We start from the raw sequence: 23,690 nt of genomic DNA on the forward strand, positions 1-23,690 counted from the left end.
CGCAAGCCCCCCCCAGCATCGGTGCATGACCCCCGCATGCAAAGAGCCCAGCGCGACGGCTGGGCTCTGGTTATCTTCGGTTTTGCATCATTTTATCCGCGAGGGCTCTGGCCCTCTCGATCAGCAGGTTCTGCCTGTCCTCGTGGGTAGCCCCACCCACAATCGGGGCAGTCAGATTGCTTTCGGCAATCAATGCAGCGCAGAAGTATCGATCCCAGACAGCCGTGTCCACAGGTGCCTGCTTGCTCATTTGATCGGCGTTCATAGGCGGCTCCTTTTGATGAGGTCGCATCGCTAGTTTACGCCTGAATAACAGAAAATCCGGGCGATCATTCACAGCGGCTCACCATTCGTCGCCTGCCAGAACACAACGAGGAATTCGCCCATATCCGTGGCTTGAGGCTTGCTAAGATCGCCCGTAGCAGCGCCGGAATGACAGGATTCTGACGCCGCAGCCATTCAATCAATGCTTAAGGACGCCAGCGATACGCTTGGTCAGTCACCGGGAGATGCAACGTGTCAACGCTCAACGAAATCGCAATGAACCACGCGAGAATGGCCAAGGAAAAAGCAGGAACGTCGACCGAACTGAGCGAGCGCCACCTCCAGATCGTAGGGAGCTTCGAAGTACCGTCCATTGAAGTACAACAGAACATCCCATTGCACCTGATCGCGGGAGCACAGGAAGGCCACCATGGCCTTGCAGCGACCTTTGCCCTCTGACATCTATTGAGGCTGGCGACGATCTGAACGATTTACCCGGTAATCATCCGGTATCCGTTCAGCAATCGTCGCGCCTTGATGACTCGGCACTACTTTATTGATCCGGGTATCTCATCTTTCAAATACCGCGAAGTGATTGCCAGCTGGATGCAAGGTTCAGCAAATAACACGCAATGACTTGTGGATTGAAAATCCATGAACTAGACATAACTCCACAGTCAGCTTCCCCAAAGATAGGTAATGATTCCAGGTGCCTACTCACTTGTCAGGCTTGACGGGCCGGGCTCTGTCTCTGTGGTAGATCAGGTACAGCGGATGTAGAATCGATTTCTTTTTGACACCGAGAACCAATGCTCAACTCAATCCAGATACTGAGGGCCTTGGCAGCATGGCTGGTTGTCGGCCATCACTACATGCAACTTTTTTATAACCATAAGCTAGACGGGATCGCACCTCATCTGCTCCGAGACTTCGGCGCCATCGGTGTTGACTTGTTCTTTGTGATCAGCGGCTTTGTTATTTACGGATCCACACTTTCAAAACCAACAACACCAAAATCGTTCGCAGCCAACAGATTAGCCAGGGTTGCTCCGGCCTACTGGCTATTCTCCTCAATTACTGCCATCACGCTAATGTATGCCCCAGACTCAATCCCTCTTACTGCATTCGAGCCAGTATTTTTCCTGAAAAGCCTTTTGTTCATTCCAGCACAAAACCCTTCAGGCGTGGGACTGTACCCTCTAATGACAGTAGGCTGGACATTGAACTATGAGGCATCCTTTTACTTAGTGTTTTTTTCTGCACTATTTCTTCCTGCCGCATATCGAGTGATCGGATTATTTCTAGGCATCATTGCCTTACAGCTAGCAGCGAAGAAAACGAATGGAGCGATTTCCTTCTACGGGAACACGATGGTTTGGGAGTTTTTGTTTGGCGTTGCACTGTCGATTGCCTACAAGCGCGGACTGGTAACTCGGATCCCTCCAATCGCAGGGCTACTCATGATGCTCGGGGCGCTTTTCGCAATCGTCCATTTTGGGCCGGTGACACACAACCCCCTGCGCAGTGGCCTGCCGTGTGCCGCCATACTGTGTGCTTGCTTGTCTCAAGAAAGGTTTTTCCCAAAACACAACTTTATCGCCCGGCTTGGTGATTGGTCTTACTCAACGTATTTGTGCCACGTACTGATCATCTGCGCCGCAATCAAGGTCAACGAGCACTTCGCAACTAATCATGTACTGCTTGCCTTCGGAGTCATCGCTGCAATTACCTTAACGTCCTATGCAAGCTTCACGCTGGTAGAAATGCCAATTTCCCGTGCAGTGAAGAGAATGCAAGCGAGGACGGCAAATGCCAAAGCGGTACCTCAGGCCAATCAATAACTTGAGGAAACCCAGGCTGCTCAACGACTTAATTGAGTTTCAACTGATACTCGGTGAAGGCTTTGAATTGATCAACGTCATCTGGACTCAGCAGCTCCACCAAGAACGCCGCGCAGGGCATCGAGAAGTTCACGGTTTAGGTGGCCGGAGTGTTCAAGCCTGACCGCAAGCAGGTGATGAAAGAGCACGACATCAACAACCATCGGGTCATTCACCAGCGGCTGATGGGGCACACAGACGTGAAGTTGACCAAACACAGACAACAAAAAAGGGCCCACCTTTCGGTGAGCCCTTCTAGACCGCCCAGCAGAGCGGATTTTGTTTGGTAGGCGCGATTGGACTCGAACCAACGACCCCCACCATGTCAAGGTGGTGCTCTAACCAACTGAGCTACGTGCCTGCTGTGAGGCGGCATTCTACGGAATTCCGGAGGGGTGTCAACACCTTTTTTCGCGCTAACCCTATGAATATGCAAAATATTTAATTTTGCCGGTACAAAGAAGATTTTCCGGGTGGCTGGCGGGCGATTTTCAACTCGGGTAGGATCAACGCACTCGTAAAATATATTAAACAGAGGCTGCCGGATGGCTAACACTCCCTACCCCGAGTCCTACTACGCCGCATCGGCCAATGCGGTTCCGCCGCGCCCGGCGTTACAGGATGACGTGGAGACCGATGTCTGTGTGATCGGCGCCGGTTATACGGGGCTGTCCTCTGCCTTGTTTCTGCTGGAGAACGGCTTCAAGGTCACGGTGCTCGAAGCCGCCGGGGTAGGTTTCGGGGCGTCCGGGCGCAATGGCGGCCAGATCGTTAACAGCTATAGCCGCGATATCGATGTCATCGAGCGCACGGTCGGTCCCAAGCAGGCCCAGCTGCTGGGGCAGATGGCGTTCGAGGGTGGACGAATCATTCGTGAGCGGGTCGCCAGGTACGACATTCAGTGCGACTTGAAGGACGGTGGCGTGTTCGCCGCGATGACTGCCAAGCAGATGGGGCATCTCGAGTCCCAGAAGCGCCTGTGGGAGCGTTTCGGTCACACCCAGCTTGAGTTGATGGATCAACGTCGCATTCGCGAAGTAGTGGCTTGTGATCAATACGTCGGCGGGATGCTCGACATGAGTGGCGGCCACATCCATCCGCTTAACCTGGCACTGGGTGAAGCGGCGGCGGTCGAGTCCCTGGGCGGGACGATTTACGAGCAGTCGCCAGCCGTACGCATCGTGCGTGGCGCGAATCCGGTGGTGCACACGCCGCAGGGTAAGGTCCGGGCCAAATTCATCATCGTCGCCGGCAACGCTTATCTGGGCAACCTGGTGCCGGAACTGGCCGCCAAGTCGATGCCCTGCGGCACACAGGTGATTACCACCGAGCCATTGGGTGAAGAACTGGCGAAGACCCTGCTGCCTCAGGATTACTGTGTCGAAGACTGCAATTACTTGCTCGACTACTACCGCCTCAGCGGCGACAAGCGTCTGATCTTCGGTGGTGGCGTGGTGTACGGCGCGCGGGATCCGGCGAACATCGAAGCGATCATCCGGCCGAAGATGCTCAAGGCGTTCCCGCAGCTCAAGGACGTGAAGATCGATTACGCGTGGACCGGTAATTTCCTGCTGACGTTGTCGCGTCTGCCCCAAGTCGGCCGGCTGGGCGACAACATCTACTATTCCCAGGGCTGTAGCGGCCATGGGGTGACCTATACGCATTTGGCGGGTAAGGTCCTGGCCGAGGCATTACGCGGTCAGGCAGAACGTTTTGATGCGTTTGCCGACCTGCCTCACTACCCGTTCCCGGGTGGACAAATGCTGCGTACACCGTTTGCGGCATTGGGTGCGTGGTATTACGGATTGCGGGACAAGTTCGGGTACTGACTTGCTAAAACAAAAGGCCCGCATTGATGCGGGCCTTTTGTTTAGATCAACATCGAAAGATCGCAGCCTGCGGCAGCTCCTACATGGGAATGCGTTCAGCGTAGGAGCTGCCGCAGGCTGCGATCTTTTGATCTTAAAGACGATCCCGTGGGATACCACTGCGAATCCGCAGGATGTCCGCCAGCACCGCCAACGCAATCTCCGCCGGCGTCTTGCTGCCCAGGTTCAATCCGATTGGCGCGTGAATCCGCCCCAACTCGACATCCCCCAGCCCGCCGATGCGCCGTAAGCGTTCGAAGCGCTTTTGCGAGGTCTGCATGGAGCCCATCACACCGATGTAGAACGCCTCGGTGCGCACTGCCTCCATCATCGCCAGGTCATCGATACGTGGGTCGTGGGTCAACGCCACCACCGCCGTGTCGCTGTGGCAACCGCCGTCGGCGATGAACACCGACGGCAGTTGGCGACGAATCTCCACGTTTTCCAGCACGACGCCTTCCAGCACTTCGTCCCGCGGGTCACACAGAATCACCTCGAAGCCCAGACCCACGGCAAACTCCGCACAGGCCTGGGCGACACTGGAATACCCCGCCAGCAACAAACGCTGGGCCGCGCCAACCCGCACGCGCACCCGGTCGATCTCGCGTTCGATACGCACACCCTGCTCACGATCATCGAACAGGCTGCGCGCACCGCTTTGCAGGTCGACTTCGCGGATCAACCGACGTCGGCCCAACAGCGCCGACTCCAGCTCCCGCAGATGCGCTTGCACCTCGCAATCGGCATCAAGCTTCTCGACCAGCACATCCAGCACCCCGCCACACGGCAAGCTGACGCGGGAGCGTGGGTCGTCGCCTTCGCCGTAACGAACAACGCTGACCGGCTCCAGAAACGCGCCCTCGGCGACTCGCTCGAGAAAGTCTTCCTCGACACAGCCACCGGACAGCGAGCCGATCCAGTGCCCATCCGAGTTCACCGCCAGCAGCGAACCCGGCGCGCGCGGCGCCGAACCGTAGGTAGCGAGCACCGTACACAGCCAGATGCGCTGACCGGCCGCCGACCACTCCAGCGCCCGGCGTACGACTTGCAGATCCAGATGCTGCATATCAGTGGGCCTTGTGCTCGAGCGGCGGCGCATCGGCCCGCAGCTTCTGCACGTCGTTCACTGCCAGATCATTCGGCTGACCGCCCCAACCCTGACGCAGGTAGTTCAGCAGATCCGTGAGTTGCTCGTCGCCCAATTTCGCGGCGAACCCTGGCATCGGTTGCATGTGTTCGAAACCGGAGAACTTCTGTTCACCGATACCGTCGTCGATCACCCGTACCAGGTTGCGCGGATCTTCCAGGCGCAGCGTGGTGTTGCCGCGCATGGCCACGGCGATGTGCGGCTTGCCCTCACCTCCCGGCGCATGACAACCGGCGCAGACATTCAAATATTCCTGACGGCCGCGCTGGGCACTTGGGCTCAGCTTGTCCAACGGCATTTCGGTGAGCACCTTCGCCGCAGGCGGCTGATCGCCGAGCAGGAAAGTCGCCATCGCCGCCAGATCCGGATCGCTGAGGCCCTGGGTGCTGTTGTGGAACACCGGGAACATCTCGTTGAACATCGTGCCCTGGGCGCTCATGCCGTGCTTGAGGAACGAGCTCAGGTCCTGGTGATTCCAGCCACGGGCCGCCAGGTCAGTGGCCAGCAGGCTCGGCGCCAGATAGCCATTGAGAATGCCGCCGGTCATGCGCTTGTCCTGCTGCATCGCACCCGGCAAGCCGCGTGGGGTGTGGCACTCGCCACAGTGACCCAGCACGTCGACCATGTACTGGCCGCGCTTCCAGGCTTCGCTCTTGCCCTCGGCAGGCTCCAGCTTCACGTCCTTGCCGTACATCATGTTCCAGCCCATCAGGCCCAGGCGCACATTGAACGGGAAGCTCAGGCTGGTGACCGGTGCTGCGCGTTCGATCGGCTCGACGGTTTTCAGGTAGGCATGAATCGCGTCGGAATCCGCTCGCGGCATCAGGTGATACGAGGTGTAGGGCATCGCCGGATACAGGTTCGCGCCATCACGGCGCTTGCCTTCGGTCAGTGCGGCAAAGAACTCGTCATCGTTATACAGACCGATGCCGTGCTCTTTGCTCGGGGTGATGTTGGTGCCGTAGATCGTGCCGAACGGCGAGACGATCGGCAGACCGCCCGCGTACGGCGCGCCACCCGGTGCGGTGTGGCACGCCATGCAGTCGGCGGCACGGGCGAGGTATTCGCCTTGCTTGACTTGCACATCATCCGCGTGAGCTGCCACCACAGGCGCAGCCAGACCAACCGCCAACGCCAGGCGGCTAAGTAGAAGCTTCATGCTTAACCCTCCTTGACCAGGCCGAGATCGGTCAGCACGTTACGGGTGGCGCTGTAGTAACGCACGTACCCGGTGCAACGGCAGATGTGATGACCGAGGCTGTCCTCGATGACTTTTTCCAGCTGGCTTTTGACGATCGGCTGACGCTGCAGCTTTTCCACCAGCACGGTCGCGGCATTGACGAAGCCCGGCGCGCAGTAGCTGCACTGGAAGGCAAATTCATCAACAAAGCGCTGCTGGATCGGGTTCAGCTCGGTGACCTTGCCCTGCTCGTCGCGGGTCGCATGGCCTTCGATGGTCCGAACCTTCTTGCCCTCGAAATAGTGTGCGCCGGTGATGCAGGTGCGCACTTCTTCGCTGGTGCCGTCCGGGTTGTCGACGATCACCACGCAGGCGTGGCAGATGCCCTGGCCACAGCCCAGGCGCGAACCGGTGAGGTTCTTGTACTCGTGCAGGTAGTCGATCATCGGCAGGTCATCAGGGATGTCCACCGGGCCGACGGATTGACCGTTGAGAGTCAGTTGAAGCGGACGGTTAGCCATTGAGGGCCTCCTTGATGCGTGCAGAAGTGATAGGCAGGTCGCGGACACGTTTACCGATGGCATGGGCCACGGCGTTACCGATGGCACCGACCACCGGGATCATCACCACCTCGGCGATGCCCTTGGACGGGTCGCTCGGCGACAGTGGTGGCAGGATGTCCGCCGTCTGTTTCCACACCGCAACGTGACGCGCCATCGGCAGGCGGTAACGGTTGAAGTTCCAGTCACCCTCCCCCGGACCGCCTTCGTACAGCGGCATTTCTTCCATCAGCGCATGGCCGATGCCCATGGCGATCCCGCCTTCGAGCTGGCCCCTGACCAGTTCTTCCACCAGCACCCGACCGCACTCGACCCACGAGTGATGGTTGAGTACCGACACTTCGTTCGAACCCTTGTTGACCTTCACCTCCACCAGCGTCGCGACCGGGCTGTAGTAAGTCACCGCCGCGTTGTTCAGCTGGGTCGCCGGGTAGGCGATGCCCTGCCGATCCAGCAGATGGAAACCGGCGCTGTTCATCTGCGCCTTCTTCGCCTTCGGTGCACCGTCGCCGTACTTCACGGCCAGGCCGTCGAGCGGCAAGCGCTCACGCACGCCGTCGATGCTGAACTCGGCCTCGGCCCAGCTCCAGCGGTTGAAACCGTGCACGGTCGCGCCGCTCACCAGGCCACGCTCATGAACGCGTTTGGCCAGCATGGCGAATGGCAGTGGCTCCATCCCGTTGGCCGTGAGCTTGCCGTCGACCCAATGGGCGTCTTCGCGGCGCACCACATAAGGGTTGGCCTGACCGCCGTAAGGGCCTTGGTGCCAGATCTCCAGCGCCGCCGGCCACAGGCCGTGGTTGAACAGCACGCGCGCCGCTTCACGGGTGGCGTGGCTGAAGTAGTACGCCGAGTTGGTGGCCGACGAAGCCGAAGCCACCTTGCCGACCCAGCGTGGGTTGCGCAGGAAATTGTCCTGCTCGGCCTGGCTCATGATGTACGGGTTGCCGCCACTGATCAGCTGCAACTCTTTCCACTCGGTTTCGCCGGTCTTCACTTCGTGCGCCGGGATACCGAGGAAATCCGCCACAACCATAGCCTGGGAGGTGGACATGCCAGTGCCGATTTCGATACCGATGTGGCGCAAGCTGATGCGACCTTCGGCAGTGAATTCAATGCTGGCCATCGGCGCTTCGGAACCGGTACCGAAGTCCTTCTGGCAGATGGCGAAACCGATGCCGTACCAGTTGTCGGGATCGGCGGCTTCGCGTTGCTTCTTGATCGCCTCGCGGTTTTTCCAGGTGTCGTGGACCGCCGCCTTGTCGAGAATCTCGTGCAGGCGCAAGGCACCGGCCGGAATAGCACCCTGGGTGTTTTTCATGCCCGAGCGCAGTGCGTTCTTGCGGCGCAGCTCGATGGCATCGACACCCAGGCGGCCGGCGATTTCGTCGACCATCATCTCGGTCGCCGCCATGCTCTGCAGGGTGCCGTAGCCACGCATCGACCCGGCTTCAACGGCGCGGGAGTGATAGGCCGTGACCTGCAGATCGTTCTGCGGCATGTAGTAGATCGACTGTGCCGCCGTGGCGCCCACCGCAGCCACCGACGGGCTGTAGTTGATCCGCCCGCCACCGTCGACGCTCATCTCGGAGCGGAAAATCTTGAAGCTGTGATCGTTCTTGTCCACCGCCAATTGGTAGTGAATGTCGAACGGGTGACGCTTGATGCCGCTCTGGAACTGCTCGTAGCGGTCGTTGGCCAGACGCACCGGCACACCGGCGCCGTACAACGCGGCCAGCGCTGCGTAGTAGACGAAAATGTTGTGGTCTTTGGAGCCGTAACCCACGGTGTAACCCGGGTGCATGTTCAGGTTGGCCAGGCCGAAACGCGACGGCGCGATCATCTTCGCCGTTTCGGTCGCCGCTTCCAGCGGGCACTGAGTGGCGACGACGAAATGCAGAGTCTTGGTGGCCGGGTCGTACCAGCCGTTGCCGTTGTCCGGCTCCAGGGCGGCCGGCTCGATCGACGGGGTCTTGTAGCGCTCGTCGAACACCAGCCAGTTGTCCGGGGGCGTATCGATCTGCTGCTTCATGCGATCGGCGTAGAACAACCCGCGCTCGGTCAGGTTGCCGTGCAGGTTCGGTTGGGAGTTCCACACCGGACGACGGTTTTTCAGCATCGGGAACAGGATCGAATCCTTGAGGCTGGCGAACTCATCTTCGTCCGCCGAGGTCGCGCCGCCGACGCGCACGTAGCGGAAGCTGCCGTACGGATCGCCTTCGTAGAACGGCGCTTTATCGCCGTAGCGGATTGCCTTGTCATTGAATTTGAGCTGGTTCTTGGCCTGACGGAAACGCTCGAAATCGTTCCAGATCAGGATCGCCACCGGGTGGCCGATGAACATCGGCACCTTGCCGGCCGGCAACAGCGGATCCGGGGCGTGCTCCTCAGGGAACACGATACCGTCCTTGATCAGGTCTTCGGCGGTGACGATGCGGTCCGGTTGCAGTTCGGCACCGAGCCACGACAGGTCGATGCCTGCAAAAATGTGGTCGGCCTTGATGGTTTTGAGCAGCATGGCGTGGCCCTGCTGCTGTGGCCAGCCCGGCATGTCCTTGGCGCGGATGTCGCGGGCAAAGACCTTGCTGCCGCAGACCTTGGACAAGGCATCGTTACGGGCGCGCGCCTTGCCGTTATTGCCGAGCCACTGCTCGGACGGCACGGTCACGCTGTTCTCCATCAAGGCGGCCAGCGCCTGGCTGCTCAATGGTGTGAGCGTCACGCTCACGCCCGCTACCAGCCCGCCCTGAAGGAACGAGCGCCGGGATATATCACGGTTGGACATGGATCATCCTCTGGGCGGTTATGGAGTCCACCCTTCTGGTTATGTACTGGAAAATCTCGAGTCTTGCAGAAGCCCCTTTTGACGATACAAAGGGCTGTTGTTGACAGTGCAAAGCTGACCGAAAGGTTAAGTTTATAGGCTTATGGCCTTACGGAAAACCAAAAACTGACCAGCAAATCAAAAAAACGCGACTATTCGACGCAGCACAATAATAGTAGCCGTGAATCTCGGTAGCGCGAGGTCAGGGGGGCCGCTGAACGACGGCGTCGTCAGCACCCAATCGGCCAATCCTGCAAAGAGGTGTGCAGAAAGGTCAGACAGGAAAAAGGCGAGAGAAGAAAAAGCTGAATTCCACAAACAAAAAACCCCGGTCTTTCGACCAGGGTCTTTGCTATCGACTCGAAGTAAACCAGTGGTTTTCTTCGTAGCTCCAAGGCGTTCAGTGGCCTCGGTGCAGATATGGCGCAGCGGACGGGACTCGAACCCGCGACCCCCGGCGTGACAGGCCGGTATTCTAACCGACTGAACTACCGCTGCGTATCGCTTTGGACTTGCGTCCAAGTAACTCGTCTGATTGAAAACTCAGTAGCTTTTCAATCTCGAGCCAGGCATGCCTGACTCGGAAAATATGGCGCAGCGGACGGGACTCGAACCCGCGACCCCCGGCGTGACAGGCCGGTATTCTAACCGACTGAACTACCGCTGCGCGTCGGTGGAGGCATTTCAGCCTACCTCTTGCTTTCGCAAGTATCTCGGAAGTGGTGGGTGATGACGGGATCGAACCGCCGACATTCTGCTTGTAAGGCAGACGCTCTCCCAGCTGAGCTAATCACCCGTTTGCATCTCCGAGGCCGCGAAATTTACGCAGGTAGCGAACCTAAGTCAATAGCAGGATTGAAGTTTTTCTGAAAAAGACAAAATCATTTCATTCCGGCCAGTGTCGGCAACCATCAGCCCGCCTGCTCGCGATGAGGGCGATACATTCAACACCTATATCACTCGCTGTAAATCATCTTTTTGGTCATGCCGCCATCGACCACGAATTCCTGGCCGGTGACAAACCCGGCGCTTCTCGACAGCAGCCAGGCCACCATCGCCGCGACGTCCTCAACCGTCCCTACCCTGCCCGCCGGATGCTGAGCATGATCAGCTTCGCTCAATGGCTCGGCACGTCGTACCGAGGGATCGCGCGCGTCGATCCAGCCAGGGCTGACGGCATTGACCCGGATCTCCGGGCCAAGGCTGATCGCCAACGCATGCGTCAGGGCCAACAGACCACCCTTGCTCGCCGCATAAGCCTCTGTGTCGGGTTCCGACTGCCCGGCGCGGGTCGAGGCCAGATTGACGATGGCACCGCTGTGAGCGCGCAGGTACGGCGCACAGTGCTTGGCCAGCAACATCGGCCCGCTGAGGTTCACCGCCAACACCCGATTCCAGTGAGACAGGTCGAGGCTTTCCAGGGTGATGTTGTGCGGATCGGCAACCGCTGCGTTGCATACCAGCGCATCCAGGCGCCCGAACTGGCCGAGCACCTCGGCCACGCCCAGCGCGACCTGGCCTTCATTCGAGACATCCATGGCGATGAACCAGGCGTTATCGCCCAGCACTTTCGCCACTTTCGAACCGCGCCCCCGGTCCAGGTCCGTCAGCACGACTTGCCAGCCTTCGCTGATCAGCCAGGCCGAGATCCCCAGGCCAATGCCCCGCGCAGCACCAGTCACCAGCGCTACGCGGCCATTTGAGCCGGTGGTCGGTGTAGACAACTCGATCACAACGCAGCCAGACCGCGCGCCAGATCGGCTTGCAGGTCCGCCACGTCTTCCAGGCCGACCGCAACGCGGATCAGGCTGTCACGAATGCCCGCCGCTTCACGCTCCTGCGGCGCCAGGCGACCATGGGAGGTGGTGCTCGGATGGGTGATGGTGGTCTTGCTGTCGCCCAGGTTGGCGGTGATCGAAATCAGGCGCGTGGCATCGATAAAGCGCCAGGCGCCCTCTTTGCCGCCCTTGACCTCAAAACTGACGACCGCACCGAAGCCCTTTTGCTGGCGCAGCGCCAGTTCGTGCTGCGGATGGCTCTTGAGGCCGGCGTAATGGACTTTTTCGATACCTTCCTGCTGCTCCAGCCACTCGGCCAGCTGCTGGGCGTTGGCGCAATGGGCCTTCATCCGCAGATTCAGGGTTTCCAGGCCCTTGAGGAAGATCCAGGCGTTGAACGGGCTCAGGGTCGGCCCGGCGGTACGCAGGAAGCCAACCACCTCTTTCATCTGCTCGCTGCGGCCGGCGACCACGCCGCCCATGCAACGGCCCTGGCCGTCGATGAACTTGGTGGCCGAGTGCACGACGATGTCCGCGCCCATTTTCAGCGGCTGCTGCAAGGCAGGGGTGCAGAAGCAGTTGTCGACCACCAGCATCGCGCCTTTGGCGTGGGCGATTTTCGACAGTTCGGCGATGTCGACCAACTCGGCCAGCGGGTTGGACGGCGACTCGACAAACAGCAATTTGGTGTTGGCCTTGATTGCCGCATCCCAGCCGGACAAGTCCGCCAGGGCCACGTAATCGACTTCAATGCCAAAACGCTTGAAGTACTTCTCGAACAGGCTGATGGTCGAGCCAAACACGCTGCGCGATACCAGAACGTGGTCGCCAGCGCTGCACAGGCTCATCACCACCGCCATGATCGCGGCCATGCCGGTGGCAGTCGCCACGGCTTGCTCAGCGCTTTCCAGGGCGGCAATGCGCTCTTCGAAGGCGCGTACGGTCGGATTGGTGTAGCGCGAGTAAACGTTGCCCGGGACTTCGCCAGCGAAACGCGCAGCGGCGTCGGCGGCGGTACGGAACACGTAGCTGGAGGTAAAGAACATCGGATCACCGTGCTCGCCTTCCGGCGTACGGTGCTGACCGGCACGTACGGCCAGGGTATCGAACGCTACGCCTTCGAGGTCGCTGTCCAGCCGACCGGCATCCCAATCCTGACTCATGCTGTCACTCCTTTCCCTATTCTCGTAAATTAAAAGCCAGATACAAAACCGGCCCCTCAGGGCCGGTAATTACTCAGTTGTTGTACAGATCGATGATCGCACTGACTGCCTGCGTCTTGACCTTGGAGGCATCGTTGCGTGCCTGCTCGATCTTGTTCAGGTAAGCCTCGTCGACGTCGCCGGTGACGTACTGGCCGTCGAACACCGCGCAATCGAACTTGTCGATCTTGATCTTGCCGCCACCGACCGCTTCGATCAAGTCAGGCAGGTCCTGATAGATCAGCCAGTCGGCGCCGATCAGGTCAGCCACGTCCTGGGTCGAACGGTTGTGGGCGATCAGTTCGTGAGCGCTCGGCATGTCGATGCCGTAGACGTTCGGGTAGCGAACCGCTGGCGCCGCTGAGCAGAAGTAGACGTTCTTGGCGCCGGCTTCGCGGGCCATCTGGATGATCTGCTTGCAAGTGGTGCCGCGTACGATGGAGTCATCCACCAGCATCACGTTCTTGCCGCGGAATTCCAGCTCGATGGCGTTGAGCTTCTGGCGTACGGATTTTTTCCGCGCGGCCTGGCCCGGCATGATGAAGGTCCGGCCGATGTAGCGGTTCTTCACGAAGCCTTCACGGAACTTCACGCCCAGGTGGTTCGCCAGCTCCAGCGCAGCGGTGCGGCTGGTATCCGGAATCGGGATGACCACGTCGATGTCGTGATCCGGACGCTCGCGCAGGATCTTCTCGGCCAGTTTCTCACCCATGCGCAGACGGGCCTTGTAGACCGACACGCCGTCGATGATCGAATCCGGACGCGCCAGGTAGACGTGTTCGAAGATGCACGGCGTCAGGGACGGGTTGGTCGCGCACTGACGGGTGTACAGCTTGCCCTCTTCAGTGATGTAGACCGCTTCGCCCGGCGCCAGGTCGCGAATCAGGGTGAAGCCGAGCACGTCCAGGGAAACGCTTTCCGAGGCGATCATGTACTCGACGCCTTCGTCGGTGTGACGCTGGCCGAAAACGATCGGGCGGATGCCGTGCGGGTCGCGGAAGCCGACGATGCCGTAGCCGGTGATCATCGCCACGACAGCATAACCACCGACGCAACGGTTGTGCACGTCGGTGACGGCGGCGAAAACGTCTTCTTCGGTCGGCTGCAACTTGCCGCGCTGGGCCAGTTCGTGCGCGAACACGTTGAGCAGCACTTCCGAATCGGAACTGGTGTTGACGTGGCGCAGGTCAGATTCGTAAATCTCCTTGGCCAGTTGTTCAACGTTGGTCAGGTTACCGTTGTGCGCCAGGGTGATGCCGTAAGGCGAGTTGACGTAAAACGGTTGAGCTTCAGCCGACGTCGAGCTGCCCGCGGTTGGATAACGCACATGGCCAATACCCATGTGACCGACCAGGCGCTGCATGTGACGTTGCTGGAACACGTCACGCACCAGGCCGTTGTCCTTGCGCAGGAATAACCGGCCATCATGGCTGGTCACGATACCGGCAGCGTCCTGGCCGCGGTGCTGGAGGACGGTTAGCGCGTCATACAGCGCCTGATTGACGTTCGACTTACCGACGATACCGACGATGCCACACATGCGACGCAACCCCTACTTAATGGATCTGAACTGAGCACTACTCACTGAGGCGTTTTGGCCGTCGGCAAGAGTTGCTCCTTGAACGGAATATCAGCGGGTACGCTGATTCCGCTGGCAAGCCACTGACTGCTCCACCCGAGGATCAGGTTTTTGGACCAGTCTGCAACCAATAGAAATTTTGGCACGAGCTGTGACTCTTTCCACCACCCGTCCTGCTGTACCGGCCCCAGGCTCAATAGCCCGACGGCGATGACCACCAGCAACCCGCCACGCGCGGCGCCGAAGGCCATGCCGAGGAATCGGTCGGTCCCGGAGAGCCCGGTGACGCGAACCAGTTCGCCGATAAGATAATTGATCATTGCGCCTACGATTAAAGTGGCGACAAACATGATGGCACAGCCCGTGATTATACGTGCCGATGGCGTTTGAATGTACCCGCCGAGGTACTCGGACAGTGAGCCACCGAACATCCAGGCTACGACTCCTGCGATGATCCAGGTCAGCAGCGACAGCGCTTCTTTAACGAAGCCGCGGCTCAGACTGATCAATGCGGAGATGGCGACGATTGCTACGATCGCCCAGTCAACCCAGGTAAATGGCACAGTGCAGCCTACAGACGGATAAGGCGGCGCATTTTAGCAGAGCCCATGCTTATCGGTAAGCTGCGATTGTCAGTGCATTTCATATCGGGGCGATAGTTTTAGCCACGTTCTGGTTGAAAGCGCACCACAAACCCCTTGAGGTTCTGCTGGCGGTTCAACAAGTCACGCAGCCGGTCGGCTTCAGCGCGCTCGATCAGCGGCCCGACAAACACCCGGTTTTTGCCGTCGGCGGTACGGATGTAGGCGTTGTAACCCTGGCTGCGCAGGGTTTTCTGAAGCTTTTCCGCGCTTTCACGGCTGGACAGGCTGGCCAGTTGCACTGACCAGCTGACAGACAAACCATTGGCATCGACACGGCTTTGCGTGGTGTCCGGCTTGCCCGGTGCCGCGGTGATCGGCTGGGCCGGCGCTGTTGCAGGTTTGGCCGCCAAAGCCGGGACCGGCGCGGGCGCGGGCGGTTTGGCTGCTGGCGCTGGAGCCGCAGGCACTGGAACCAACGGCGCAGTTGGCACCGCCGATTCCTGCTGGGCGATTTCGTCATCGCTCGGCACGGGCTCCTGAGGCAGGGCTTGCGGCTCGGGCACCACCACGGGCTCGACCTGTACCTGAGGCATCGCTGGCGCCTGCGGAGCCGCAGGCGCTTCGACCGCCACCTGGCGCTGTTCGTCCTGGCGGGAAAACAGCATCGGCAGAAAAATCACCGCCAGCGCGACCAACACCAGGGCGCCAACCATGCGCTGTTTGTATGCCTTATCCAGCAATGCCATTTGCCGCTTCCTCCGTGGAGCGCCGGGCCAGCCATTCAAGGGCCTCGGCGACACAATAAAATGATCCGAACAACAGGATTTCGTCGTCGCTCGTGGCCTGCGCGCACTGCCCTTCCAGGGCGGCCGCTACGCTGCCGTATGACGTGACCGACGCACCAAGACCTTGCAACGCATCGTGCAAATCCGCAACCGGACGCGCCCGAGGCGAATCCAGCGGTGCAACGGCCCAGTGCTGGACACTAGCATTCAATTCGCCGACAACACCACCCAGGTCTTTGTCCGCCAGCAGCCCGAATACCGCCAGACGCCTGCCGACCGGCGGGCGACTGGCCAGCCGGCGAGCCAGATACTCCGCCGCATGGGGGTTGTGCCCCACATCCAGCAATAGATTCAAGCGCTTGCCTTGCCACTCGAACTCACGGCGATCCAGGCGACCGACCACCTTCGTTGCCCGCAGCGCCTCGATAATCTGCGCATCCACCCAAGGCAAGCCGAGCAGCAGGTACGCCTGCAACGCCAGAGCAGCGTTTTCCATCGGCAGATCGAGCAGTGGCAGGCCGCGCAGCTCAACCGCGCACCCTTGCCCATCGACACCACGCCATTGCCAGTTGTGATCGGTCACACCGAGGTCAAAATCGCGCCCACGCAGGAAAAACGGGCAATTGAGCTCGCGCGCCTTGTCCAGCAAAGGTTGTGGAGGGTTCAGATCGCCGCAGAGCGCAGGCGCGCCCTGACGGAAAATACCGGCCTTCTCGAAGGCCACGGACTCTCGGGTATCACCCAGGTAATCCGCATGATCGACGCCAATACTGGTGACCAGCGCCATGTCGGCGTCCACCACGTTGACCGTGTCCAGACGACCGCCCAGACCGACTTCCAGCACCACCGCATCGAGCCCGGAGCGCTGGAACAGCCAGAATGCCGCCAGGGTGCCCATTTCGAAGTAAGTCAGGGAAGTGTCGCCGCGCCCGGCCTCTACCGCGGCAAAGGCCTCGCACAACTCGGCGTCCGTGGCTTCGACGCCATCGACCGTTACCCGCTCGTTGTAGCGCAGCAGGTGCGGGGAGTTGTAGACCCCCACTTTCAAGCCCTGGGCTCGCAGCAAGGACGCCACGAACGCACAGGTGGAACCCTTGCCGTTGGTCCCGGTGACCGTGATCACCCGAGGCGCCGGCTTGCCCAGTCCCATGCGGGACGCTACCTGCTGCGACCGCTCCAGGCCCATGTCGATGGCCGAAGGGTGCAACTGTTCAAGGTAGGCGAGCCATTCGCCAAGGGTACGTTGGGTCATAGGCTGGCAGGTACCGGTGGAACCACGATCGGCTCGATGGGTGCAGCCACGAACGTCGGCGTCGGCAGGCCCATCATTTGCGCCAGCAGGTTGCCCAGGCGCGGACGCAGCTCCTGACGGTCGACGATCATGTCGATGGCGCCGTGTTCCAGCAGGAACTCGCTGCGCTGGAAGCCTTCCGGCAGTTTTTCACGCACGGTTTGCTCGATCACACGCGGACCGGCAAAACCGATCAACGCCTTCGGCTCGCCGACGATCACGTCGCCCAGCATCGCCAGACTGGCGGAAACGCCGCCGTAGACCGGATCGGTCAACACGGAGATGAACGGGATGCCTTCTTCACGCAGACGAGCCAGCACCGCGGAGGTCTTGGCCATTTGCATCAGGGAAATCAGCGCTTCCTGCATCCGCGCACCACCGGAAGCGGCGAAGCAGATCATCGGGCAACGTTTTTCCAGGGCGTAGTTGGCGGCGCGAACGAAACGCTCACCGACGATGGCGCCCATCGAACCGCCCATGAAGGAAAACTCGAACGCCGAAACCACCACCGGCATGCCCAGCAAAGTACCGCTCATGGAAACCAGCGCGTCTTTTTCGCCGGTCTGCTTTTGTGCAGCGGTCAGGCGATCCTTGTACTTCTTGCCGTCGCGGAATTTCAGACGGTCAACCGGCTCCAGGTCCGCACCCAGCTCGGCACGGCCTTCAACATCGAGGAAGATGTCGATACGGGCACGGGCGCCGATACGCATGTGATGGTTGCACTTGGGGCAAACGTCCAGGGTCTTTTCCAGCTCCGGACGATACAGCACAGCCTCGCAAGACGGGCATTTGTGCCAAAGACCTTCAGGCACCGAGCTCTTCTTGACCTCGGAACGCATGATCGAAGGGATCAGTTTGTCTACTAACCAGTTGCTCATGCTTTCTTTCTCCAGTACCGGCGGCCCGAACGCTCTGGTTCGCGGCCCCGTGTATGCCCTAGCGCTAAATTCATGTGTGCGAAGAGGGTTGATGGACTACCACGGTCAGCGCGAAACATGACCTGCGTGCAACCACAAACCCTCGGATCTGCCTGCTGTGTGCAGTGCATCCGCTTTGTACAGTGCAGTGGACGGCGGCAGTCTGCCAGCCGTCACATCAACAGGTGCTACCGCGTACCGCTTTGATAAATGCCTGGACCTTGGCGTGATCCTTGATGCCCTTGCTCGCCTCTACCCCGCCGCTGACATCCACGGCATAAGGCCGGACGCGCGCAATCGCTTCGGCGACGTTATCCGGCGTCAGACCGCCCGCCAGAATGATCGGCTTGCTCAAGCCTTGCGGTATCAATGACCAGTCAAATGCCTCGCCGGTTCCTCCGGGAACGCCTTCGACATAGGTATCGAGCAGAATCCCGCTGGCGCTGGCATAAGCATCACAGGCCGCGGCGATGTCATCACCCGCCTTGACCCGCAGCGCCTTGATGTACGGGCGGTGCCAGCCTTCACACTCGGCCGCGCTTTCATCGCCGTGAAATTGCAGCAGGTCCAGGGGCACCGCGTCGAGGAGTTCACCCAACTCGCAACGGCTTGCATTGACGAACAAGCCCACGGTGGTCACGAACGGCGGCAGCGCCTTTATGATCGAGCGCGCCTGCTGGAACGTCACCGCACGGGGGCTTTTGGCGTAGAACACGAATCCGATGGCATCCGCCCCGGCCTCGACGGCTGCCAACGCATCCTCTATGCGGGTAATCCCACAGATCTTGCTGCGAACGGCTGACATGTCGACACAACTCCAAGACAAATCCGGGAAAGTCCCGGATGGTAACAAAAGCATTCGAGGGCGTCAGCCGCCAAGTTCCGAGAAGCCGGTCAGGAAGTGTGGGCCGATGTAACGCTCGGGCAATTCGAACTCGTCACGGTACTCGACCTGAACCAGATACAAACCGAAGGGATGCGCGGTCACACCACCGGTGCGTCGAATCCGGCTCTCCAGCACCTCTTTCATCCACTCCACCGGACGCTCTCCGGCGCCAATGGTCATCAGCACACCGGCAATGTTGCGCACCATGTGATGCAGGAAGGCGCTGGCGCGAATATCCAGCACGATCATCTTGCCATGACGGGTGACGCGCAGGTGATGCAGTTCCTTGATCGGCGACTTGGCCTGGCACTGGCCGGCGCGAAAAGCGCTGAAATCATGGGTGCCGAGCAGGTACTGGGCGGCCTCGGCCATGCGCTCGACGTCCAGCGGGCGGTGGTTCCAGGTCACCTCTTCGTTCAGGTGCGCCGGGCGGATCTGATCGTTGTAGATCACGTAGCGATAACGCCGGGCAATGGCCTTGAACCGCGCATGGAAATGCGCCGGCATGACCTTGGCCCAACTGACGCTGACGTCATGGGGCAAGTTGATGTTGGCGCCCATGGTCCAGGCCTTCATCGAACGATCGACCCGGGTGTCGAAATGCACCACCTGTCCGCAGGCATGCACCCCGGCGTCGGTACGTCCGGCACACATCAGCGAAACGGGCGAGTCGGCGACTTTGGACAAGGCGTTTTCGAGGGTTTCCTGCACGGTGAGCACCCCGGACGCCTGGCGCTGCCAGCCGCGGTAGCGCGAGCCTTTGTATTCGACGCCCAGCGCGATCCGGAAAAAGCCGTCGGCTGCCATTTCGGCGACCGGGTTATCTATATTTGCCAAGGAGGGACAGCCTGATGATGTACCAAAGGCTGGCATTATAAGGCCGACTGGTGGGGATGCCAGTACAACTGAGGGACTGGCGTGAATGTTAGGGCCTCATCGCGAGCAAGCTCGCTTGTATGTTTAGACTTGAAGGGGTCACAGCAGACGACATCAACTCATCGGCCAAACAAAAACGGCAGCCTCAATGGGCTGCCGCTTTTTTACAACCTACCGGACACTCAAGCCAGGCGCGAAAGCATTTCCTCAGCTTCACTCTTCTGCTCGGCACTGCCTTCGCTCACCACCTCTTTGAGGATGTCGCGAGCACCGTCGCTGTCGCCCATGTCGATATAGGCCTGAGCAAGATCGAGCTTGGTAGCGGCTTCGTCAGTGCCTGAAAGGAAGTCGAAGTCATCATCGTCGCCCAGTGCGGCATCTGCTTCGGTGAAGGTCGGTTCGCCGATGCTGTTGGACAGGCTCTCCAGCTCGGCGTTGACATCATCCAGCTCTGCCGCGAACGAATCCGGTGTGTCCATTTCGTCGGCCAGCGACAGATCGAAATCGGCCGGCAATTCCAGGTCATCCAGCGCGACCTCAGGAACAGCCGGGGTTTCGGCAACCGGGAAATCTTTCACGCCCTCATCCAGATCCAGCAGGAAATCGTCCTCAGCCAGCATCGCCGGTGACGGTTGCGCACCGAGATCCAGGTCGAGGTCGAAGTCCGACAGGTCGTCGAGGTTTTCCTTGATTTCAGTCTGCTGCTGCAACACCGACTCAAAACTCAGATCGTCGTCCAGCGGGAACTCTTCAAGGTCTGCCAGCGCCGTCACTTCGGGCTCCGGCGCAGGTGCAGGTACTGGCGCCACAGGCGTGATCGCGTCCAGATCATCCAGGCTCAGATCGAAGGCGCTGTCGAGGTCATCCTCGAACGGCGCAGGCGCAGGCTCTGGCTCTGGCTCTGGCTCTGGCTCTGGCGCCGGAGCTTGCGGCTCATCGAGCAACAGATCCTTGACGTATTGCGCGTCCAGCTCGGCAGCAACGGCGGCTGCGGCGATGCCACCGGCAGCCACCAGCGCCATGGCCGGGAAGCGGCTTTTGAGTTTTTCAACCTGGGCGAAGTTGTCGCCATTGGCCACCAACTGACGCTCCTGGCCGACGAACGCATCGCGGTCGCCTTGCTGGCCGTAGACTTCCATCAGTTTCAGGCGCAAGTCGCTGCGCTTGGGCTCTTGTTTGACACCGTCCTCCAGCAACGCGGCAGCCTGGTTCAGGCGACCGGCATTGATGTGCGACTGGGCCTGGCCCAGCACGTCGTCGGAGCGCTCGGCAGCCGGCGCCACCAATGGCGCGGCAATCGGCGTGGTCATCACCTCCGGAGCAACCACCGACGCGGGCGCGGGAGCAGGTGTCGGGGCAGTCGCCAGCTTCACGCTCGGCGGCGGAACTTCCAGGCCTTCGAAGCTGCTTTCCGGCAAGTCGAGATCGGCCGAGAACGGCTGCTCTTCGGCCAGTGCACGGGCCATGCGCAGATGCTTTTCCGCTTCTTGCTGGGCTTTGCGGCGACGCGCCAGCAACAGCAGCAGGAGCAGCAGAATCACCGCACCGCCACCCACCAGGCCCAGCAGCACCGGATTGGTCAGCAATTCATTGAACTTCTGATCGTCGGATGCCGCCGGTGTCGCCTCGACGGGTTTCTCGGCCGGCGCCGGAGTTGCCTCAGGGGCAGGCGCAGCGGCAACCGGAGCAGGCGCTGCGGCCGGGTTGGCAGCCAGTTCGGCCGACATCGCCGGCGCTGTCGCGGCCGCTGGTGCAGCCGCAGCGCCCTCGGTTTGCAACTTGGCCAGCTGATTGTTCTTCAACTCGATCAGGCGCTGCAGCTTGTCCACCTGACTTTGCAGGTCGGCCATGCGGCTTTTCAGTTCGGCGTTATCACGACGACTGGAGTCGAGGCTTTCCTGGGTCACCGCCAGCTTGTTGCCGAGGGCCTTGGCATCTCCGGCAGCCCCTTTGCCAGGGTTCTTGCCGGACTCGGCAGACACCAGGCTCAGCTTGTCGGTGGCCGCTTGCGCCGGAGCACCATCGGTACGAGCGCGATTAGTGGCGTCAAGCTGTTGCTGCCCTGCCCCAGGCTTCGCCACGTAACGACGTCCCTGACGCCATGCAGTGTTCTGCGCGGCCACTTCGGCAATGGCCTTGGCTTGCGGCAGGCCCACGCTTTGTGCCTGGTCCGGCAGGCGCAGCACCTGGCCGGTTTTCAGGCGGTTGATGTTACCGTCGATAAAGGCATCCGGGTTCAGCGCCTGGATGGCCAGCATGGTTTGCTGGATCGAACCGCCATTACGCGCCTTCGCAGCGATTTCCCACAGGGTATCGCGCGGCGTAGTGGTGTACTGGGACGGCTTGGTCGCACCGGTGACGGGCGCGGCAACCGTTGACGTCGGCTGTGCGGCCGCTTCAGCGGTTTGCGGCGAGAATTTGGACGGATCGAGCAGCACACTGTAGTCGCGCAGCAAACGGCCGTTCGGCCACATGACCTGAACCAGGAATTTCACCATGGGTTCGGACAGTGGCTTGCTGGAGGTCACGCGCAGGATGCTTTTGCCGCTGGCGTTGAGCACCGGGGTGAAGGTCAAGTCGTTGAGAAACGCCTGGCGGTCGACACCGGCCTTGGCGAAATCATCTGGTGAGGCCAGGCTCGGCACCACTTCGGCGGCGGTGAGGTCCTTGACATCGAGCAGCTCGATTTCCGCCACCAACGGCTGGTTGAGCGTCGATTTCAGGGTCAACTCCCCGAGCCCGAGGGCATGCGCCATACCGGAGGACAGCGCCGAGGCGGCCGCTATTGCTAACACCAGTTTGCGAACTTGAACCATTAGCTCATCCTTAGTTTGAACATTCCTCGGCCAGCGAGAAGGTATTGATAGTCGCTGCCGCAAGGCATTGCGCGCAACGGCGAGGGTCGTCGCGCGCGATCATTTCATTGATGCCCGGCAACGCCCCGCAGAGGGCCCGCCTTCAGCACTCCGGCAAGCATAGGCTCGCGGGGATTCATTCGACAAATTGTTGCAAAGTATCTTTTACAGCAGGTCTTTTATCAACAACTCGGCCAGCTGCACAGCGTTGAGCGCCGCGCCTTTGCGTACGTTATCTGACGTCAGCCACAGATTAAGTTCCGACGGGTCGTCAATACCACGACGAACCCGACCAACGTAGACCACATCCTGGCCTACCGCATCGCCCACCGGGGTCGGGTAATCGCCGGCTTCCACCAGCTCGATGCCGGGTGCGTCTTCCAGTGCCGCATTGACTTTCCCCAGGTCGATTTCACTCGCGGACTGCAGGGTCACGCTATAGCTATCGCCAAAAAACACCGGGGCTTGAATGCAAGTGACGGAAATCTTCAATGAAGGCAGCCCCATAACCTGACGCAGCTCGCGCACCAGGCGTTTTTCCAGCAGCGTGTGACCTTGCTCATCCGGCTTGCCGACCTGGGCCAACAGGTTGAAGGCCATCTGCCGATCAAAGAATTTCGGCTCCAGCGGACGCACATTCAGCAGCTCGGCGGTCTGCCGGGCGAGCTCGGTCACGGCTTCGCGGCCCTGGGCCGATACCGCAAGGCTCGCGGTCAGGCTGATGCGCTGCAAGTCGAGCAAATCCATCAGTGGCGCGAGTATCACTGCCAGGGTGGTGGCCGACGGGCTTGGGCTGCTGACCTGAAAGGGCTTTTTCAAGCCGGCCAACACCTGGGCGTTGGCCTCGGGCACGACCTGCGGCGCCTTTTCGGCCGCCAAGGCACCGGAGAGATCGATCACCGAGCAACCGGCATCGGTCGCGCGGGAGGCGAAGCTCAACGAAACCGCCGGGCCGGCGGCAAAGAATGCTAATTGCACTTTGCTGAAGTCGAACTCATCGACTTCCCGCACCCGCACGTTCTTGCCGCGGAACGGTACCGAACTGCCGGCCGACTCACTGCTGGCCAGCAGGTGCAGGGTGCCGATCGGGAAATCGCGCTCTTCGAGAATCTGCACGAGTGTTTCGCCGACAGTACCGGTGGCGCCGATCACGGCAATATCAATGGTCTGGCTCATGGGTTTTACCTCTGGCGAAACGGGGGGAGCGGCACTTT

Annotated in this window: 19 protein-coding genes and 4 tRNA genes; 3 read left to right on the forward strand and 20 right to left on the reverse strand. The window is 60.5% G+C overall.

Annotated elements, in window-relative coordinates; translation table 11 throughout:
• Positions 1-70 precede the first annotated feature (70 nt).
• Positions 71-265: a hypothetical protein gene (locus tag AABM52_RS20400; protein ID WP_347907578.1), complete on the reverse strand. Its 195-nt coding sequence runs from the start codon at positions 263-265 to the stop codon at positions 71-73.
• A gap of 251 nt (positions 266-516) precedes the next feature.
• Between AABM52_RS20400 and AABM52_RS20405 the strand changes: the two genes are divergently transcribed.
• Together AABM52_RS20405 and AABM52_RS20410 are read left to right on the forward strand one after the other, a co-directional pair.
• Positions 517-723 carry a hypothetical protein gene (locus AABM52_RS20405; protein WP_347907579.1) on the forward strand — a complete coding sequence of 69 codons (207 nt, stop codon included), beginning with the start codon at positions 517-519 and terminating at the stop codon, positions 721-723.
• A gap of 350 nt (positions 724-1,073) precedes the next feature.
• A complete protein-coding gene (locus AABM52_RS20410; RefSeq protein WP_347907580.1) occupies positions 1,074-2,105 on the forward strand; it encodes an acyltransferase in 1,032 nt (343 codons plus the stop codon).
• A 323-nt stretch (positions 2,106-2,428) separates the two neighbouring features.
• On the opposite strand, the gene AABM52_RS20415 is transcribed toward AABM52_RS20410, so the two are convergent.
• Positions 2,429-2,505 (reverse strand) — tRNA-Val (locus AABM52_RS20415).
• Between the two features lie 184 nt (positions 2,506-2,689).
• Between AABM52_RS20415 and AABM52_RS20420 the strand changes: the two genes are divergently transcribed.
• Positions 2,690-3,973 carry an FAD-binding oxidoreductase gene (locus AABM52_RS20420; RefSeq protein WP_347907581.1) on the forward strand — a complete coding sequence of 428 codons (1,284 nt, stop codon included), beginning with the start codon at positions 2,690-2,692 and terminating at the stop codon, positions 3,971-3,973.
• A gap of 133 nt (positions 3,974-4,106) precedes the next feature.
• Here the strand turns inward: AABM52_RS20420 and AABM52_RS20425 are convergent, their stop codons facing one another.
• The 18 genes from AABM52_RS20425 to AABM52_RS20510 all read right to left on the reverse strand — a co-directional run bounded on the left by AABM52_RS20425 (position 4,107) and on the right by AABM52_RS20510 (position 23,652).
• A complete protein-coding gene (locus tag AABM52_RS20425; RefSeq protein WP_347907582.1) occupies positions 4,107-5,078 on the reverse strand; it encodes an XdhC family protein in 972 nt (323 codons plus the stop codon).
• A gap of 1 nt (position 5,079) precedes the next feature.
• The gene (locus AABM52_RS20430; RefSeq protein WP_347907583.1) at positions 5,080-6,318 is read right to left on the reverse strand and encodes a cytochrome c; all 1,239 of its coding nucleotides are present in this window, start codon (positions 6,316-6,318) and stop codon (positions 5,080-5,082) included.
• A 2-nt stretch (positions 6,319-6,320) separates the two neighbouring features.
• Positions 6,321-6,860 (reverse strand): (2Fe-2S)-binding protein, encoded by a 540-nt coding sequence (locus tag AABM52_RS20435; protein WP_007982256.1) that lies wholly within the window; start codon positions 6,858-6,860, stop codon positions 6,321-6,323.
• Positions 6,853-9,684, reverse strand: a complete 2,832-nt coding sequence (locus tag AABM52_RS20440; RefSeq protein ID WP_347907584.1) for a xanthine dehydrogenase family protein molybdopterin-binding subunit — start codon at positions 9,682-9,684, stop codon at positions 6,853-6,855. Before AABM52_RS20440 ends, AABM52_RS20435 begins: the two co-directional genes overlap by 8 nt.
• Positions 9,685-10,144: 460 nt before the next feature.
• Positions 10,145-10,221, reverse strand: a tRNA-Asp gene (locus AABM52_RS20445).
• Between the two features lie 92 nt (positions 10,222-10,313).
• A tRNA-Asp gene (locus AABM52_RS20450) sits at positions 10,314-10,390 on the reverse strand.
• Between the two features lie 53 nt (positions 10,391-10,443).
• Positions 10,444-10,519: transfer RNA gene (locus AABM52_RS20455), tRNA-Val, on the reverse strand.
• A 160-nt stretch (positions 10,520-10,679) separates the two neighbouring features.
• Positions 10,680-11,456, reverse strand: coding sequence for an SDR family oxidoreductase (locus AABM52_RS20460; RefSeq protein ID WP_347907585.1), 777 nt, complete (start codon positions 11,454-11,456; stop codon positions 10,680-10,682).
• Entirely contained in the window at positions 11,453-12,664 is a 1,212-nt protein-coding gene (locus AABM52_RS20465) for an O-succinylhomoserine sulfhydrylase (RefSeq protein ID WP_046038188.1), read from the reverse strand. Before AABM52_RS20465 ends, AABM52_RS20460 begins: the two co-directional genes overlap by 4 nt.
• Positions 12,665-12,737: 73 nt before the next feature.
• Complete coding sequence (gene purF / locus AABM52_RS20470; protein WP_007975670.1) at positions 12,738-14,243, reverse strand: amidophosphoribosyltransferase; 1,506 nt, start codon at positions 14,241-14,243, stop codon at positions 12,738-12,740.
• A 41-nt stretch (positions 14,244-14,284) separates the two neighbouring features.
• On the reverse strand, positions 14,285-14,845 hold the full coding sequence (locus tag AABM52_RS20475; RefSeq protein WP_056722189.1) for a CvpA family protein: 561 nt from the start codon (positions 14,843-14,845) through the stop codon (positions 14,285-14,287).
• Between the two features lie 98 nt (positions 14,846-14,943).
• Complete coding sequence (locus AABM52_RS20480; protein WP_347907586.1) at positions 14,944-15,612, reverse strand: SPOR domain-containing protein; 669 nt, start codon at positions 15,610-15,612, stop codon at positions 14,944-14,946.
• Entirely contained in the window at positions 15,596-16,903 is a 1,308-nt protein-coding gene (folC, locus tag AABM52_RS20485; protein ID WP_347907587.1) for a bifunctional tetrahydrofolate synthase/dihydrofolate synthase, read from the reverse strand. Before folC ends, AABM52_RS20480 begins: the two co-directional genes overlap by 17 nt.
• Positions 16,900-17,820 carry an acetyl-CoA carboxylase, carboxyltransferase subunit beta gene (gene accD / locus AABM52_RS20490; RefSeq protein ID WP_347907588.1) on the reverse strand — a complete coding sequence of 307 codons (921 nt, stop codon included), beginning with the start codon at positions 17,818-17,820 and terminating at the stop codon, positions 16,900-16,902. Before accD ends, folC begins: the two co-directional genes overlap by 4 nt.
• Before the next feature lie 217 nt (positions 17,821-18,037).
• The gene (locus tag AABM52_RS20495; RefSeq protein ID WP_347907589.1) at positions 18,038-18,664 is read right to left on the reverse strand and encodes a phosphoribosylanthranilate isomerase; all 627 of its coding nucleotides are present in this window, start codon (positions 18,662-18,664) and stop codon (positions 18,038-18,040) included.
• A gap of 63 nt (positions 18,665-18,727) precedes the next feature.
• A complete protein-coding gene (gene truA / locus AABM52_RS20500) occupies positions 18,728-19,552 on the reverse strand; it encodes a tRNA pseudouridine(38-40) synthase TruA (RefSeq protein WP_347912660.1) in 825 nt (274 codons plus the stop codon).
• 251 nt (positions 19,553-19,803) lie between these two features.
• Positions 19,804-22,437, reverse strand: a complete 2,634-nt coding sequence (locus tag AABM52_RS20505) for a FimV/HubP family polar landmark protein (RefSeq protein ID WP_347907590.1) — start codon at positions 22,435-22,437, stop codon at positions 19,804-19,806.
• Positions 22,438-22,641: 204 nt separating this feature from the next.
• Positions 22,642-23,652 (reverse strand): aspartate-semialdehyde dehydrogenase, encoded by a 1,011-nt coding sequence (locus tag AABM52_RS20510; RefSeq protein ID WP_347907591.1) that lies wholly within the window; start codon positions 23,650-23,652, stop codon positions 22,642-22,644.
• Positions 23,653-23,690 lie beyond the last annotated feature (38 nt).

Origin of the sequence: Pseudomonas grandcourensis (assembly GCF_039909015.1) — a bacterium.
Taxonomy (GTDB): Bacteria; Pseudomonadota; Gammaproteobacteria; order Pseudomonadales; family Pseudomonadaceae; genus Aquipseudomonas; species Aquipseudomonas grandcourensis.

Coding starts and splice junctions, on each gene's coding strand:
- AABM52_RS20400 (WP_347907578.1), bottom strand. CDS start 265: ATGAACGCCGATCAAATGAGCAAGCAGGCACCTGTGGACACGGCTGTC.
- AABM52_RS20410 (WP_347907580.1), top strand. CDS start 1,074: ATGCTCAACTCAATCCAGATACTGAGGGCCTTGGCAGCATGGCTGGTT.
- AABM52_RS20420 (WP_347907581.1), top strand. CDS start 2,690: ATGGCTAACACTCCCTACCCCGAGTCCTACTACGCCGCATCGGCCAAT.
- AABM52_RS20425 (WP_347907582.1), bottom strand. CDS start 5,078: ATGCAGCATCTGGATCTGCAAGTCGTACGCCGGGCGCTGGAGTGGTCG.
- AABM52_RS20430 (WP_347907583.1), bottom strand. CDS start 6,318: ATGAAGCTTCTACTTAGCCGCCTGGCGTTGGCGGTTGGTCTGGCTGCG.
- AABM52_RS20435 (WP_007982256.1), bottom strand. CDS start 6,860: ATGGCTAACCGTCCGCTTCAACTGACTCTCAACGGTCAATCCGTCGGC.
- AABM52_RS20440 (WP_347907584.1), bottom strand. CDS start 9,684: ATGTCCAACCGTGATATATCCCGGCGCTCGTTCCTTCAGGGCGGGCTG.
- AABM52_RS20465 (WP_046038188.1), bottom strand. CDS start 12,664: ATGAGTCAGGATTGGGATGCCGGTCGGCTGGACAGCGACCTCGAAGGC.
- purF (WP_007975670.1), bottom strand. CDS start 14,243: ATGTGTGGCATCGTCGGTATCGTCGGTAAGTCGAACGTCAATCAGGCG.
- AABM52_RS20480 (WP_347907586.1), bottom strand. CDS start 15,612: ATGGCATTGCTGGATAAGGCATACAAACAGCGCATGGTTGGCGCCCTG.
- folC (WP_347907587.1), bottom strand. CDS start 16,903: ATGACCCAACGTACCCTTGGCGAATGGCTCGCCTACCTTGAACAGTTG.
- accD (WP_347907588.1), bottom strand. CDS start 17,820: ATGAGCAACTGGTTAGTAGACAAACTGATCCCTTCGATCATGCGTTCC.
- AABM52_RS20495 (WP_347907589.1), bottom strand. CDS start 18,664: ATGTCAGCCGTTCGCAGCAAGATCTGTGGGATTACCCGCATAGAGGAT.
- truA (WP_347912660.1), bottom strand. CDS start 19,552: ATGGCAGCCGACGGCTTTTTCCGGATCGCGCTGGGCGTCGAATACAAA.
- AABM52_RS20505 (WP_347907590.1), bottom strand. CDS start 22,437: ATGGTTCAAGTTCGCAAACTGGTGTTAGCAATAGCGGCCGCCTCGGCG.
- AABM52_RS20510 (WP_347907591.1), bottom strand. CDS start 23,652: ATGAGCCAGACCATTGATATTGCCGTGATCGGCGCCACCGGTACTGTC.